The 15519-nt window shown below is 58.0% G+C and carries 12 protein-coding genes and 1 pseudogene; 3 read left to right on the top strand and 10 right to left on the bottom strand.

Annotation, left to right across the window (positions count from 1 at the left end; genetic code table 11):
• Positions 1-467: 467 nt before the first annotated feature.
• From XH89_RS15255 to XH89_RS15230, 7 genes are all read right to left on the bottom strand, one after another.
• Positions 468-857: a hypothetical protein gene (locus tag XH89_RS15255; protein WP_194467816.1), complete on the bottom strand. Its 390-nt coding sequence runs from the start codon at positions 855-857 to the stop codon at positions 468-470.
• A gap of 1593 nt (positions 858-2450) precedes the next feature.
• Positions 2451-2861, bottom strand: a complete 411-nt coding sequence (locus tag XH89_RS42095; protein WP_210345254.1) for a GMC oxidoreductase — start codon at positions 2859-2861, stop codon at positions 2451-2453.
• 29 nt (positions 2862-2890) lie between these two features.
• Positions 2891-4198, bottom strand: coding sequence for a GMC family oxidoreductase (locus XH89_RS15250; RefSeq protein WP_210345253.1), 1308 nt, complete (start codon positions 4196-4198; stop codon positions 2891-2893).
• 283 nt (positions 4199-4481) lie between these two features.
• On the bottom strand, positions 4482-5579 hold the full coding sequence (locus tag XH89_RS15245) for a hypothetical protein (protein ID WP_194467815.1): 1098 nt from the start codon (positions 5577-5579) through the stop codon (positions 4482-4484).
• 981 nt (positions 5580-6560) lie between these two features.
• Positions 6561-8144: an amidohydrolase family protein gene (locus tag XH89_RS15240; RefSeq protein ID WP_194467814.1), complete on the bottom strand. Its 1584-nt coding sequence runs from the start codon at positions 8142-8144 to the stop codon at positions 6561-6563.
• Between the two features lie 242 nt (positions 8145-8386).
• A complete protein-coding gene (gene gstA, locus XH89_RS15235) occupies positions 8387-8998 on the bottom strand; it encodes a glutathione transferase GstA (RefSeq protein WP_194467813.1) in 612 nt (203 codons plus the stop codon).
• 516 nt (positions 8999-9514) lie between these two features.
• Positions 9515-10420 (bottom strand): LysR family transcriptional regulator, encoded by a 906-nt coding sequence (locus XH89_RS15230; protein WP_246767850.1) that lies wholly within the window; start codon positions 10418-10420, stop codon positions 9515-9517.
• 87 nt (positions 10421-10507) lie between these two features.
• Between XH89_RS15230 and XH89_RS15225 the strand changes: the two are divergent.
• A pseudogene (locus tag XH89_RS15225) lies at positions 10508-11400 on the top strand (aldo/keto reductase family oxidoreductase).
• Between the two features lie 223 nt (positions 11401-11623).
• On the opposite strand, the gene XH89_RS15220 reads toward XH89_RS15225, so the two are convergent.
• Complete coding sequence (locus tag XH89_RS15220) at positions 11624-12217, bottom strand: TetR/AcrR family transcriptional regulator (RefSeq protein ID WP_194467811.1); 594 nt, start codon at positions 12215-12217, stop codon at positions 11624-11626.
• Between the two features lie 203 nt (positions 12218-12420).
• On the opposite strand from XH89_RS15220, the gene XH89_RS15215 reads away from it, so the two are divergent.
• Positions 12421-13035, top strand: a complete 615-nt coding sequence (locus XH89_RS15215; protein ID WP_194467810.1) for an FMN-dependent NADH-azoreductase — start codon at positions 12421-12423, stop codon at positions 13033-13035.
• A 19-nt stretch (positions 13036-13054) separates the two neighbouring features.
• Positions 13055-13984 (top strand): NAD(P)-dependent alcohol dehydrogenase, encoded by a 930-nt coding sequence (locus XH89_RS15210; protein WP_194467809.1) that lies wholly within the window; start codon positions 13055-13057, stop codon positions 13982-13984.
• A gap of 229 nt (positions 13985-14213) precedes the next feature.
• Here the strand turns inward: XH89_RS15210 and XH89_RS15205 are convergent, their stop codons facing one another.
• Both XH89_RS15205 and XH89_RS15200 read right to left on the bottom strand, forming a co-directional pair.
• Positions 14214-14468, bottom strand: coding sequence for a hypothetical protein (locus XH89_RS15205; RefSeq protein WP_194467808.1), 255 nt, complete (start codon positions 14466-14468; stop codon positions 14214-14216).
• Between the two features lie 102 nt (positions 14469-14570).
• Positions 14571-15515: a 2-hydroxyacid dehydrogenase gene (locus tag XH89_RS15200; protein ID WP_246767849.1), complete on the bottom strand. Its 945-nt coding sequence runs from the start codon at positions 15513-15515 to the stop codon at positions 14571-14573.
• Between the last annotated feature and the right edge of the window lie 4 nt (positions 15516-15519).

Raw genomic sequence — 15519 nt, 5'->3', positions numbered from 1 at the left:
CGCTCTGCAATTGCAACCATCTCCTCTCGTGGAGACGACGACAGACCTGGCAACCGGTTCGAAGGGAAGCTCGGTTGGACGCCTCGTTGTCCCTCCGCCTCATTTTTTCCGCACCCGCACACTTGGTGATTGAGGTTTAGCCCGAGCGAAGATCTTGTGAAGGGCACCCTTTATAGGGCCTGCCTAGTACTGATGGCCTTCTTTCCCGGCCCGACCGATATTAAATTAGCCGCGGTTTGATAAACTAAATTAGTCCCGCCCCCCAAACTGGGTTTTACGAACCACATCTAAAGCTCGTTCTATGTCAAATTACCTCACCTGAATCCGTCGGGCTGCAATGAAAGATCGCGGCTCTTCGGTGCTGGCGTCGAAGTGACCGAGCTATCCTCCGTGTAGGCTTACTCCCAAGACTGGGCTGCGGCAGGCGCGCAGCCTTTTTTTTGTCTAGAGGGCAGCAATCGAGGATTTCAGGCAAGAGCACGATTCAACATATCACACCACACCTTGGGTTGCTTGATCATGACCCCTTTCGGAGTGCAGCTCACGTACTCAAGATCTGCCAACCTGCCCGTTTTTCGACGAACCGTTTCTTTCGGGATTCCGAGCAACGTCGCCACATCGATTAAGCCGATCGGCGTGAGTTGAACAACACAGTTCGTAGTCGTCGTGCAAAGATAGCCGATCGCAAGGAAGATGAGCACCTCATCGGGGGTAAGACCCAGCCGCTTCCGGGGCGATGAAAATAGGCGCAGTAGTCGAACCATCTTCTCCCGGCTCTTCTGAATGTCTCCTGGCCAACAATGGCCATCATCAAAAGCCGACTGCTCCAGCCCACGCTCCTCGCCGGTCTGATCCACGCTTCCTGGAACTACAAATGATCTGTTTCTTCCCATGGCATCCCGGGCCAGCGTATCAACTGTGCTTCCTCTATGGTCCGCTTCACGACTAGGACCAGGACTCGATCGCAACAGGAGGCGACTCGGGGACATTTGCTTCTCCCGCGTGTGTGGTCGTGTGACCAATGCATTGGGGTTTCGTCAGACCCATGAAAAAGAAAGAAGCGACTTTTGGCCGTCCAGCGCGGCTACATAGAGGGCTGCCGTCTCTTACCGGCCGGATCGCATCGTAGAAGTCAAACCGGCTAAGAAAGACGGTGCTTACAGGCAGACTTTTTCGCTAACGACGGCATTCGAGACTCCTCCCTCTCTACCTTGGCAACTCTTCAAAAGAATATGCGCATTTTCACGAAATTATGATACGACCGAAATTATGTTATGTCCAGTCTGAGGCATTCAGGAAAGCTCGGCGCGAACAGGATTTGGTGGTTCGAGCACATTTCCGGTTGAACGCGCAAAGACACGCAATCCTTGCAGGTAGGCATCGGCGTCGAGGCAGCTGGTGCGCTGATATGACGGCCGCATCTGCCCTCAACCAATACGGCAGAACGCGCGTTGCGCGACTTTCCTCCGGACGCATGTGAGGCTCTTCGCGTGCTCCGATCATGGAACTACTTCGCCGCGTTGAGGCATCCCTCGATCATGACCGAAGCACGATCCGCAAGTCTGGCCAGCTAACGACCTCGCCGGCACCGCCAATTACACCCCACGCCGGAACAATGAACGGCTGCCTTGGGGATCGAAGGCGCGTATTAAATCCGCTGCTTAAACGGCTTTCCGGCGGCGACTATTCCGCGAGCCTTACTCCGACGGTTACACTGAAAAGGGACTGCTGGTGGAAATGGAAGCAGCGATGGGCGCTGTCGCCGCGTGACTTCTGACGAGCGGCGGCGCGGGCAACAGCGACGCCCGTGGACTGTAGCGAACAATGCCGATGGTCGAATCGCCCGCTGGGAACGGACTGTACGATGCCCCTTCAAACCGGCTGGGGAGCCACCTGTTTCATACAGCGACTTGGCACGGGCGCGCCACTAGCCTTGTGTCAGCCTGTCTGGCTACTGCCGACCGTGAGCTGAATCTCCAAGGATCAATACGGGATTGTACGGTTCTTGTCGAGATGGATCGCGTTCTCCACCGGCTTCGTCGGCGCGCGCGGCTCGATTATGAAGTGCCACGACCAACCGAGGCACGAGGTAGACCGCCAAATCCTCGGCCACATGCGTACTTCAATCTTGAGGTGCATCCGGATCATTCGAGTCCCACGCAGCCCTTCGGTGAAGGCACCGCCGACGCAACGCGCCCGGCCCCGTCATGGGCTCGGCCGAAGCAGCCTTGGCTGACTCGCGGATCACAGCGACCATCAAACCAGTTCAATCGCCGTAGTGTCCTCTCACGGCCCGTTTCGCGATCCACATTCCTCGTTGGGGCCGCGACGTATTTCGATCCGAACGACTAGGCAGCACGTCCGGGCGGCTCGACTTATTAGAACAACGCGGAAGAACGACAAATCGACATGCCATCAAGCCGGGCGCGACTTATCGATCAATCTCTCCGCTAGGCTGGGGCCGAAAGTATCTCTGCCATACGCTCGCCAATGTGCACGCATGCAGCCATCAAGGCCGCACCGGGAATCCGCGGCATGATAGAACTATCAGCAATGCGAAGGTTGCTGACTCCATTGACGCGCAGCTTCGCGTCGACAACTGCCTGTGGATCTGCGCCCATGCGGCACGTTCCACTAGCATGATAAAATGTCGAAGCTCCGTCGCGGGCGAAGTTGGCAAGTTCCTCACCTTTAAGATCCTTGCCAGGGGCGACCTCACGTAGCGCAAACGGACGCATCGCCGCCGAGTTTCCAATCTGTCGACAAACCTCAATGCTCCGCATCAGCGCCGCAACGTCCTCCGGATGACTCAAGTAATTCGGTTCGACAATGGGTCGGTCCCTTGGATCGCTGGATTTCAACCTGAGTTGACCGCGGCTTTTCGGCGCGACTACAGCTGAACAGAGCGCCCAGCTCGTTGATGGCGGCTATACTTCTTTGATATGACCTCGGTCGTGATTGGCGATTCCACTTGGACCACGCTTATGTCGGGACGATTGAGAGACGGGTCGCTCTTCAGATAACCCAGTACTTCCGCCCCCGAATTTCGTAGTTCTACCTTCTTCTGGGCCTCCCAGAGGCAGCCCCGGTGTAGAATATGGTCTTGGAAATTCTTGCCTACTTCGGGGCTATGAACCACGGGCTCGATTCCGACGGACCTGAGATGCTTCTCGTCACCGATGCCGCTCAGCATCAGCAATCGTGGCGTGTTGATGCCGCCGCCACAAACGATGACCTCATGCTCTGCCGCAACGATTTGCCTATTCCCATCGCGGACGAACTCGACTCCGCTAACCTTTCCGTTCTTGATTAAAAGGCGATCGACCTGGGTATCAACCAACAGCGTGACGTTCTTTTTATTCAGCACAGGGTAGAGATAGGACTTCGCCATGTTTTGTCGCTGGCCGTCCCGGACAATGTGATTGAAGTAAGCGAACCCTTCGCCCGTCTCTTCACGCTTGCCGTTGGAGTCTTCTATCACAGGGAGACCGAGTGCTCGGCAAGCCTCGAGCATCGCCGGCGCGACCGGCGAAGGGTCCTTTGCAGGTTGGCACCAAACAGGTCCATCTTTACCGCGATATCTGTCATCCGGCGTGCCTCGCCAATTTTCGACCCGGCGATATATGGAAAGTGCATGCTCATAACCCCACCTCTCATCCTTGGCTTCGTTAGCCCAGAATTCGAAATCATCCTTGAACGGGCGCACCCAGCAGGCGGCATTGATACTGCTGCCCCCACCCAACACCCTACCTGTTTGCTCGAGGATCGAACGGTTGTTGATGCCGGCGAACGGTGGCGTTACGTCGCTCCAGGCTCGCTCGGTGCCAATATTGGTGAACCAGATGCTGGGATTGAGGATCGACGGCGCGTCGTCCCATCCGCCCGCTTCGATCAGAAGAATGCTCTTGCTGCTGTCAAGGGCCAACCTGCCGACGAGCGCACACGCTGCGGTGCCTGCTCCGCATACAACGTAGTCGTAGCTCCCGGACAACGCTTTGGCTCGTGCTGCCTGATTGGTTTTAATTTCGTCCAACGTTTGCGCGAGCGCGCCGATACGACTGGCTGAAAGAAAGCCCAATGCCAGCGACATTGTGACAAATGCACGGCGGGTGATCGAGCCGCGTAGAAGTGCGCCCTCGAGTACATCTTGGCGCCGATCAATGTGGCTGGTGTTACGGCTCGGATCTTTATCTAACACGGAATTAACCTCCATTGAATTTGGTACCAGCTGCGCACGTTCCAGGCCGGGCTCACGTTGAGAACCGTGGCTTGCTCCGGAATGGCCCCCGTAAACCTTGCTGACTGGTCCAAATATGCAGATGTGCTGCGTTGCACTCAGAAGGTACGCCGCTCCGTCCACTGCACCAAGCCATCCAGCAGCAATCGGTCAGGAGCTTTAGGGGCTTCCATCGGAAGCCCCTTTTCGCGAGATCGCTATTTGGTGCTAAAGGCTGGCCGCTCAACGCGCCACGTCGCCGCAACTACCATTTAACCGTGACGCCAGCGTAGACAGTGGATTCGGTGCAAGTGTTGTTGCTCACGCCTGGAGAAACGTTGCAGGTCCTGCTCACGCTGTGGTCAAGTCCGAACTTGTTTTGCCAGTATCGGTAAGACACCCATAGGTCGACAAAATGTGAGTACTTGGCTCCCCAAACCGCCTTGCTCGCGTCGAAGGTCAGGCGGATGGGCTCGGAAAAGTACTGTACAGCGGTACTGAGGCCAGGGAGCGGATTGGCCTCATTTCCTCTCTTTCCGATAATTGCAGTACGGCCGCTAACTGAGAAGAATTGCATGTTTTCTGGCAGAAATCCGAGATCCATGTAGTAGTTGGCCTCAATCGACCATGTCGGATTGTATCTTCTGGTGCCGTCGATCAGGCAGTTCACACCCGGAATAGTGCCGGCGAAACTACTTCCGCATTGAGCGTACGCGCTATTGTTGGAGAACTCCCAGAACGCCATCGGCGCGACATTCAAGAAGCCCTTATATGGCAAATCGAATTGGAATTGCAGACCGGCGACGACGTCACGCCTGGCCGGAGACAAGAAGTTGTTTTCGGTGCCGCCATCCAAACCGACGACGAATGAGATGTTCTTCAGGGGCCCCGCAGTGAACGTCTTCGTGTTGAAGAGTTCATTCCACCCGAAGGTCGAGCGCAACTGCCCGGTAACGTCGCTTGCTCCCGAGCAAGTGGCTGCAACCACCGGACTGGTAAAGCTCGTCTGGATTATCCCGGCATTTGTGCACGGGTGTGCCGGGTTATTGTGATCCGACTTAAGCAGAGAAATATTGAACGAGTTGGTGCCATAGGCCCAAACGTCGAAGTGTGTGAAGGAGTAGACCTGCTTTGCAGTCTTACCATCAATTGACCCGTCGGGACGCCGCGAATAAGCCCCTGGCTCCGTGCCTTGTGGCATCCAGGAAAACGTCAGCCGATTGTCGTTCACCAGGAAGAATGGAGGGTCTGCCGGTGGCGCCTCTTTCGCCTTCACCGAAAGGTCCGCAGCGTTTGCCATACTAGCTGACCCAATCATGGCGATGGAAAGTGCTGCCGCCCGTAGTCTCTCATAGTTTAACATTTGTCCCCCTCTATATGAACGGGCCAAGACCGTGCATGATGCATCGGCCTCACCCTATGCTTCCTCCATTTGCCGCGCCTGATTTGCAGTCGGACCGCGAACACTCTGAATTGACACCAAGGAGCCGCTCGCTTGTGGTTCTCAGAACCCAATCTAGGTCCTCACCATTGAATCCACGGCGGAGTCATAAATCGGCAACAGTACGAGCGACCGCTCTGAATGAAGTCGAACCTTTTGTGCCACTCGCCTTCTCGACGAGAGTTCGAGCACTGCCTCGGCAATGCAGCCCTGCGAGCCTTACAAGCCCAGGCATCAGCTCATGCGCCCGCCTATGTCCTTCGCGGCTATCACTGGCATGCCCTCCCACTTCGTCGATCGCACGCATGCTCCGACGCGGCATGCAGAATCCGCGATGCAACTCATAGGGTGAGAAAAGCGCTCGCGATCGCAGACGCAGCAGCGCTAATGGCGCGGTGAATGTGAGGACCACCTTCCGAGTGCTTGCCTCGAACGGACAAGAGTCCCTACCACTGCCCCTGCGCCCGCTTCCAAAGGCTTGCGAGACCGGTTCGACGGAGAACGCGAAACAGAAAGATCATCCCCCGAAAATTACACGGGAGTTTCCAGAAAAACAGATTATCGGCGAGCTGGGGGGTCTCGGTGACGCGTGGCGACGTTGGCCCGCTGCTGCCGAAACAACCCTGCCCTGGGCCGCGGCGATCGTCACAATCCTTGTCGCTGTTTACCGCTCAGGCTGCGCCGGTACTTCTCTGCATGACATTACGCCTCGTCCCGCCGAGACTACATTTGAGCCTTGTCCGGAGCGACTCCTCAATCGGGATAGCTCAGATTTGCCGGACGGTCTCAGCTACCAGGCCCTTCCTTTGCTAGGCAGCGTGTTCGACCATATCCGCCCGATGGACAATCGGACATCACGGTCCGGAGAATCAATCGGTCTCTTTGAATTCGTGCCGTAGTCTTCTAACGTTCGCAGCATGTTCCGAAGGGCTCGACCCTCCAGCCGGCGCGAGCAAACAATTGGTCTCGAGAGGTCTCGAGCGAGCGGAGCAGTTTCACCATATCGACGTTGACAAGTCTGCCTCGCCACTTTCTCACTTTACCCGCGATGAAGACCGTATCCACATTGCTGGTGTCCATCAGCGTTACGATCGCTCCCGGAACGTTGGTGATCGGCCACACATTTATCATGTCGACTCGTAGCATGATGACGTCTGCTTCTTTACCCGGAGTCAGGGAGCCAACTTTGTGGGCCAGGTTCGCACCGACCGCGCCTCCCATCGTCGACATCTCCAGAACCTCGCGGCAAGTGATCGGCCGGGGTACATCACGCTGACCGTTATCAGAGAGCTGTACAGCAAGAAGTCGTTGAAGCATAAATGCGCCGCGCATCTGAGAGAAGAAGTCGGCAGTCATAAAGGCCTCGGCATCGGTGCTGAAACTCGCCCGCTCCATGATGCCGTACTTCATCACCTCCATGATTGCCGGAATTCCGTTTGCCACAGTAGGTTCGGTAACGGAGGACATGGACACTTTCGCACCGTTGTCCACGATCTGCCGCCACGCGCTCTCTGGCAGGTCCATCGCGTGAATGATGGTGCAGTCGGCGAGTATTCCTAACTCTTCAACCACCGCACTTCGGGCTGCTCCGGTCACATGAACGTAAATTGGCATCTTAATTTCGCGAGCGAGCGGGAAAACCGCTTTGACGTCGGGAGGAAAGGCGCCCAAGCCGAGCGTCATGAGCTGATCTTCGGAGCTGAAGTATTGGGATTTTATGCGATGGATATCTTGAGGAAATGCATAGTCCGCCATACTAGCGGCGTTGCCCGGACCACTCGTAAAGACAAAGACGGTGCGGTGACCGGACTCCTTGAACGCATCTATGCAAGCGTCCGTATGTTTTCGCGTGATTGACACCTGCGACGTGTCGCACACTGTGGTGACACCCGCGGATATGTTGGTGAGCCCGCCAACGAGCTGGCCGATGTATGCGTCTTCGGGTGTATACTTCTCATGGATGCCGCCAGGCATGAACGCACGCCGGTAGTCCGGTCGACGTCCAGAGGTAAAATAGAACGCGTCGGCGAAGTAGCCACGTGTGTTCGTTTGAAATTGATGGTGGTGTGTATTGACAAAGCCGGGCATAACAATTGTGTTCGTGGCGTCGACAACAATGGCATCGGGGGCCGAAAGGTTTGGCCCGACAGCCCTAATCGTCTTTCCCTCAATCAATACGTCGGCGTTCATGAAGTCGCCAACGGATCGATCCATGGACAGCACGATTCCGCCTTTGAGTAGTATCCTTCGGTTGCGATCAGTCTCAGAGCCCTGCAGCCGGCTCAAGATGCCGTCACTGCCTTGCTCTCCGGAAGGCTGCGCATTCGCGCCGAATGGCATGAGCGGCCCAGCAGCCGCAGCGACTGTGGCGCCGACCGCAGCTGTCTTGAGAAATTGGCGGCGCGACGCGGCTACGTCTGGCTCTTGATCAACGTTGAAGGAGGTTTGGCCGACGCTGTCGTTTGACTCGTTCCTGTTAAGGGTCATTGTCTCCTCCGATTTGAGCGCCGATCTTTGCAGAGCAAGCGCCGCCTCTCACGCGACAGGTCACGCTCCTCCGCAGACGTGCGCCTTGTGTTTAGGCACTGCCAAAAGTCTCGTGAAATGCACCAGCACGAGCCTTCTCCGCGTCCTCTTTGATTACGCGGACCTCATCGCCTTCTACCCTCAGCTCCGCGCCCTCCAAACGGATTGACGCTCTCGACGCGCCCTCCCCCGAGCGTCGCGCCTTACCCCGCCTTCATCAGACCTTCCTTAACGAGGGCCTCTTTCACCTTCGGGCGCGCAGCTATACGAGCCTTGTAGGCGAGCAGGCTCCCCATACCCGAAAGATCGAACTTTAAGGGATCGGTCCAGCCTAATATTGTGAACAAGTACCCGTCGGCGACCGTGAACTGATCGCCCATCAGGAAATTGCGGCCAGCAAGCTGGCTGTCGACATACTTTAGCTTGGCGATGACGCGGTCCCTGAAGAATGACTTAGCGTCGTCGGCTAGTATTGGTGAAAACAGCGGGCCGAAGTTCTTGTGCAGCTCCGTCGTGACGAAGTTGAGCCATTCGAGCAGCTTGTAGCGCTCGGCGCTGTCACGGGCCGGAGCTAGGCCATTGCCGACCTTATCGGCGATCACCTGAACGATGACCGGCCCCTCTGTTATGACCTCGCCGCTATCCAGTTGCAACGCGGGGACCTGGCCTTTGGGATTGACCTCCAGATAGTCCTCCCCACTTTCGAGCTTCTTCGTTCGCAGATCGACTTTGACCATGTCGAACGGAAGACCAGCCTCCAGAAGGGCGATATGCGGCGAGAGCGAGCAGGCGCCTGGTGCATAGTACAGTTTCATCAGCCTTCCTTGTCTAGCCAGGGACAACCGCGCTACCGACCTTCGCTGCGGCAAGCCGGAAATTGATATATGTCCGATTTTGATATGCGTCAAGTAAAGCCGTGATGACTATTGAAGGATTCCGGGGCACCGACCGTTGCACCAACTCGAACTGTGAATGTCTCAAGTGCCATCGACAATTCCTGATGAACGCCTTTTCGCGTGCTACCGCGCGGACCATCGGGGGAATCTATTGCTCATATCGGCAATTTCGAATGTCCGAGGTTTTGGTTTTACTGACGCGATCCATTGCGGACCCGTATAACATTTGGCCACAATATCTCGCGCCTCCCCCTCCTCCTCTGGGAAAAGTCATCGGAGCTCTCTGCTACTTGATACGAGGCCGGTATCTCGTTTCGCCACGTTCCTCTATCGCCGTAAAGCTCCGCGCGCAGCTTTGAGCGCTCAACCAGGGAGCGTCTTGCTGCTGGCGAGCGCGCTACGGGAGTAGGAAATGGATCCACACGGCGGGTAGGATTATTCACCCTTCACGAAGTCGATGAATGCGCGCAACGGCGCTGGCACGAGTCGTCGGCCGGGATAGTAGAGGAATGGACCGGAGAAGCTTTGCCACCAGGGCTCAAGGACCGGCTCGAGCTGACCACTGGCGATATAGGGGCGCAGCCATTCTTCAAAGAGAGTGATGATGCCAGTACCGGCGATGGCCGCGGCAACAGCAAGGTCTGTCGCCGTCCCCGCGCTGACCAACAATGGTCCCTTGGGCTCGACGCGAACGATTTCTCCCTCACCTTCGAACTCCCACGGGGCCACCAGCGCACCGGACGAAAAACGCCCCCCAAGACAAGCATGGTTGAGCAGATCGCGAGGATGATTGGGCCGGCCGTGACGATCGAGATAGATTGGAGCGGCAGCGGTCGCAAAGCGCTGAATGCGAGGTCCAATCGGTACTGCCATCATATCCTGCTCCAGACGCTCGTCATATCGGATGCCGGCATCGCAGCCCGCCGCCAGAACGTCGATGAAACTGTCCTCGGCAATGATTTCCAGCCGAATGTCGGGATAAGCCGCGAGAAAGCCCGGTACAATTGTCGGCAGCACGAGACGCGCCGCGCTAACGGGTACGTTGAGACGCAGAATACCTGCAGGCCTGTCGCGGTAGTTATTGACCACGTCGACCGCAGCTTCCACTTCGGCGAATGCCGGCCCGAGCCGCTCGAGGAGGCGCTGCCCCGCTTCGGTAGGCACGACGGACCGGGTCGTTCGGTTCAACAGCCTGACGCCAAGTTGCGCTTCCAGCCTGGTGACGGCTTCGCTGAGCCCTGAGGCACTGGCCCCACTCGACCGAGCTCCCTCCCGAAAGCCTCCAGCCTGCGCGACGGTCACGAAGGCGCTCAGTTCCCCAGATCGACTTTCACTGTTCACTTCTCCGAACGCCCCGTTCGGAGAGTACCTAGTTATCGAGCGGCCCGGCAACATCTAGCTACAGATCATCGATTACGGAGACGACCTATGCCCACAACCGACTCAGCTGCCAGCTTCGATCTGGGAGACCGCCGCGTAAAGCGGCTTGGCTACGGCGCCATGCAACTTGCCGGTCCCCACGTGTTCGGTCCTCCGAAAGACCGCGCGGCGGCGTTGGCTGTCCTGCGCGAAGCCGTCGCGTGGGGCGTGGATCATATCGACACTTCCGACTTTTACGGTCCGCACGTCACGAACCAATTGATCCGAGAGGCGCTGCAACCCTACCCAAGGACCTCGTCATCGTCACTAAAGTTGGCGCTCGACGCGGCGCGGACGCTTCATGGCATCCGGCCTTCTCTCGTGAAGAGCTGACCCAGGCGGTCCACGACAATCTGAGAAACCTCGGCGTGGACGCGCTCGATGTCGTCAATTTCCGCGTCATGATGGACCCTCATGCCCCGGCCAAGGCCATCGAAGCACCGGTGACGGTCTTGGCAGATCTCCAACGCCAGGGCCTAATAAAGCAAATTGGGCTGAGCAGCGTCACTCCTTCACAGATCGCGGCAGGACGCAAGATCTGCAAGATTGTCTGCGTGCAGAACCAATACAACTTGGCTCACAGGTCCGACGACGCCTTGATCGACGAACTCGCACGGGACGGCATCGCCTACGTCCCGTTCTTCCCACTCGGAGGGTTCTCTCCCCTTCAATCGGCCACCCTAACGGATGTCGCCGCTCGCCTCAGTGCAACACCCATGCAGGTAGCGCTTGCTTGGTTGCTTCGTCGCTCGCCCAACATTCTACTTATCCCCGGCACCTCGTCTGTCGCACATCTGCATGAAAATCTCGCTGCATTCGAGCTCAATTTGCCGGATAGTGCAATGGAAGAGCTCAACGGCGTCGGGTCCGGTCCTGGCGCCGCAAGGGAGCGACGCCGTTGACCGTCAGGGAGCTCCACCGTCGCGAACAACTCAATCGGCCAACCGACCCTTGCTATTAGCTAGAGAGGCGCCGGCTGTGGGAGGTCGACGCAAAACACTACCTGTCGCGGCGGAGAGCATGCCGAAGCGACGGATTGGCGTTTTAGCAGGGCACACTTTCGGGAGAAATATTCCTCCCTTATAGGCAACCTTGAAAAACATAAACGCCGGCGTCTTGCTATTGCTAAAGTTCATCCTCCAACGCAGAGAAGATCTGTCTGATGAAGCTCGCCAACGGCTTCTGACCTCCCTCATCTGCCCACGCGTCAACGGAAAGACGCATGGCCCCGACACAGGCCATTGCGACGACCTGAAGGGCCCTGCGCCGGCGTGCTTGCGGCCAGTGCTCCGATAGAGCTTCGAATACCGCTTTCTCCATCGACAAGAACTTCGCCTGATTGCTCGCCCTTAGCTGTTCGGTCGAGCGCACGATCCGATCGATCGCCACGGCGTGCTCGGAGCTGAAATGGACCGCCAATTTCAAGAACGCATTGCGCACGAGGTGAACGGGACGCTGGTCGGGGGCTTCAGCAAGAATCGCCGCCCGGACGGCTTCCGGCATTCCCTGCTGCCAAGCGAGCAGAATGTCTTCCTTCGATTTGAAGTAATAGAAGAATGTCCGTGCCGATATGCCGGAGGCTGCCGCGATCGCTTCAAGCGTTGTCGCCTCGTACCCATTCTCGACGAATAGCTTAAGCCCCGTTTCGGCGATGCGCTGCAGCGTCTCGCGACGCTTTCTTTCACGCCAGCCATCCGGAGCCGATGATTCCTGTTTCATGACCTACAAATAACACTTACCGCACCCCTTGTAACTTTACAGTCGCTGTAATATTTAAAAATTACACAGACTGTAATTTTCTGGCCTCTACGGGGATGCGTGCTCCGCATTTATCGGGCTGGGGAAGATTTCCTCGCTGAGCGGCCGCAAGGCAACTCGCGATCAAAGGCCCCGTCGCGGGGCCATATGAAGGGACTAGGACTATGAAACTTCTGCATGTCGACGCCAGCATCCTTGGCGGCCAATCGGCCAGCCGGCAACTCTCAGCTGCCATCGTGGAGCGACTAACCGTCCTCAATCCCGATACACAGGTCGTTCGCTACGACCTCGCCGCAGAGCCAATCGGACACTTGACGGGTCCGGAGCTACTGGTTCAGCGGGGCTCGGCTCCGGAGGATGCTGCTACGAAGGAGAGCGCAGCGCGCAATTCCAAAGCCCTCGATGACTTTGTCGACGCCGACGTGATTGTCATCGGCGCGCCGATGTACAATTTTTCTCTTCCGTCACAGCTCAAGGCCTGGCTCGATCGCGTGGCCGTCCCAGGAAAGACATTCCGCTACACCGCCAACGGCGTCGAAGGACTTGCACAGGGCAAACGCGTGATCATCGCTTCCTCGCGCGGCAATCTCTATCTTGACGGTCAGCCCGCCGCCGGGTTCGATCATCAGGAGAAATATCTGAAGAGCTTCTTCACCTTTCTCGGAGTCAGCGACGTGACAGTCATCCGTGCCGAGGGCCTTGGACGCAGCCCCGAGAACCGGACCGCAGCGTTGGCTGCAGCCGCTGCCGAGATCGAGAACCTCGCGGTAGTTTACTGACAAACGCCGAGAGTCAGACATGAAGAGAGTGCAGTACGATCGTTATGGTGGTCCCGAGGAGATGTATTTCGGCGACTACACGCCACCGCCGCTCGAGCGCGACCAGGTGCGCGTCAAGGTAAAAGCTGTCGCCATCAATCCCCTCGACTGGAAGCTCCGTCGGGGCGCCATGAAACTGATCATCGGCAGGGCATTTCCGAAGGGGGTCGGCTCCGACTACGCCGGGACCGTGGAGGCCGTCGGCGAGGACGTAACAAACGTGCATTTTGGAGACGATGTCTTCGGCACGATGGACTTCAAGATCGCGGGCGCTTTTGCCGAGTCGATCGTGGTCCATAGCCGATATCTGACCAGAAAACCGGAGCGGCTCTCGTTCAGCGAGGCTGCTTGCCTTCCCATTCCGGCAACGACAGCCTGGGCTGCAATCATCGACAAGGCGCAAGTTCGCAGCGAGTCGCGCATCTTCATCAACGGCTGTAGCGGGGCGGTCGGCGCGTTCGCAGTGCAGTTGGCGCTGGCACGAGGCGCGGCGGTCGCTGGTTCATGCGGCAAGGCCGCCATGCCAGCGGCCAAAGCCACCGGCGTTGATCCGGTATTCAACTACGCTGATAGCCCCTCGTACCGAGAGGCGGGAAAGTTCGATGCGATTTTCGATACGGCCGGAACGATGCCCGTAGGCGAAGGAATTTCCATGCTCAAGCGCGGAGGAGTATTCGTCGACATCAACCCCACACCTGGCAGAGCAATCCGCGGGATTTTGTCGGGCCGATACAAGCTTGCCTTCGCGACGATGGGCACGGAGCACCTCCCCGAGATCGCTCAGCTTGCGACGGAGGGCGTGCTACGGCCAAACGTCGGTCTAGAGAAGCCGTTCAGCGAGGCTCTGACCGCGATTGCCGACGCTGAATCAGGTTTTCGCGGTGCCGGCCGACTCGTTCTCGCGCTATGAGAGCGGGGCAGCGCGCTTTTCCTGCACGTCGAGGGCCTGCCTTCCGGGTCGTCCATCCGCTATTCCTGGTCATGGGAGCGCCAGCCGGCCAGGGGGTTCGCTATGGGCGCGGTAGAGTGCCAAGGCGACACGCGTTGCAGGCACTCCTGCTCCTCTCCAGCCTGATAGGCCCCGTCACGGTATCGAATGCTGCGACCATTCGTGCCAAATATTCCTTGCCCGAGACACATCAGCTTTCGGGCTCATAGCGCACGAAAATCGTAAGTACCGCGGCCATCAGCGGATCGGCCGCCTGCGTAAGAAGAGCAATCCTGAACGAGCCCGTTGCGGAAAACACGATGCCGATCGCAACGGGCACCATTATACTAACGAGCTGCCAGACCTCATTCGATATGGCAATTGCGGTGCCCGTGCGCTTGTGAGCGAGATTGCTGGCACGCAACGCATCCCGGCCCGGTTTTGGGCCGCCCGTTCTCGTCGACAAGAGCGGTCCGCTTATCAACACTCCTGAACCATGCGCCTACCGGCACGTTCCGCACTCCAAGAGAGCTCCAGGTCGCTTGGCGGAGGACGGCGCGGGTCGCGTTCAAAGAACGGGTGTGATCAGAGTCACGCCCGCGAAATGGGCGGCAAGATTGTCGCGCACAAGCTTGCCCATGGCGCACCGGGTCTCCGTTGTGCCCGAGGCGTGGTGGGGTTGCAGGACGGCATTGTCGAGGACCTTGAGTCGTTCATCGATATTCGGCTCGTTCCAGAAAACGTCGAGACCTGCACCCTTGATCACCTTTGCCTCGAGCGCGGAAAGCAGAGCCGTCTCGTCCACTGTCGAGCCTCGGGAGACATTGATGAGGATACCGTCAGGTCCAAGCGCATCGAGCACGCTCGCATTGACGATAGCTTTGGTGCTCTCGCCGCCGGCCAGTGTCACGATCAGGAACTCGGCGCGGCGGGCCAGCTCCACGAGATTCGGCACGAACGCGTAAGGAAGGTCTGCGCGCCGGACAACGTCGAAATAGCGAATCTCGCAATCGAACGCGGCGAGCCGCTTTGCGACGGCCGCGCCGACACGGCCCATCCCGACCACGCCCACAGTCTTGCCAGTGACCCGGGTCACCAGCGGCATGTTGCCCTTGGTCCAACGTCCCTCGCGCACGAAACTGTCGGCCTGTGGAATCTTCCGCGCCACCGCCAGCAACAGGCCGATAGCCATGTCGGCAACGTCGGCGGTCAATACGTCCGGCGTGTTGGTCACCCGGATTCCATTTGTCCTGGCATGGGCCAGATCTATAGCGTCGGTACCGACGCCATAGCAGGAGACAATCTCGAGCGCCGGCAACCGCTTCATCAGGTCGGCGGATGCGCCGAGTTCACCACGGGTGGCAATCGCCCGGATCGTGCTGCGATGCGCTTCGATGAGGCGGTCGCGATCAGCCGCTTCCCAGAGTTTGTGCACGATATAGCGCGCCTCAAGGTCCACCATATCCCAAGTAGGATAGGCTCCGATCATCAATACTTCGGGCTTCGTCGACATCGCG

Source organism: Bradyrhizobium sp. CCBAU 53340, from assembly GCF_015291645.1.
Lineage (GTDB): Bacteria > Pseudomonadota > Alphaproteobacteria > Rhizobiales > Xanthobacteraceae > Bradyrhizobium.
This window is presented reverse-complemented; position numbering and strand designations above follow the sequence as displayed.

Bases quoted from the DNA above. Each gene is read 5' to 3' on its own strand.
- XH89_RS15245 (WP_194467815.1), bottom strand. From the start codon at position 5,579: ATGTTAAACTATGAGAGACTACGGGCGGCAGCACTTTCCATCGCCATG.
- XH89_RS15240 (WP_194467814.1), bottom strand. From the start codon at position 8,144: ATGACCCTTAACAGGAACGAGTCAAACGACAGCGTCGGCCAAACCTCC.
- gstA (WP_194467813.1), bottom strand. From the start codon at position 8,998: ATGAAACTGTACTATGCACCAGGCGCCTGCTCGCTCTCGCCGCATATC.
- XH89_RS15220 (WP_194467811.1), bottom strand. From the start codon at position 12,217: ATGAAACAGGAATCATCGGCTCCGGATGGCTGGCGTGAAAGAAAGCGT.
- XH89_RS15215 (WP_194467810.1), top strand. From the start codon at position 12,421: ATGAAACTTCTGCATGTCGACGCCAGCATCCTTGGCGGCCAATCGGCC.
- XH89_RS15210 (WP_194467809.1), top strand. From the start codon at position 13,055: ATGAAGAGAGTGCAGTACGATCGTTATGGTGGTCCCGAGGAGATGTAT.
- XH89_RS15200 (WP_246767849.1), bottom strand. From the start codon at position 15,515: ATGTCGACGAAGCCCGAAGTATTGATGATCGGAGCCTATCCTACTTGG.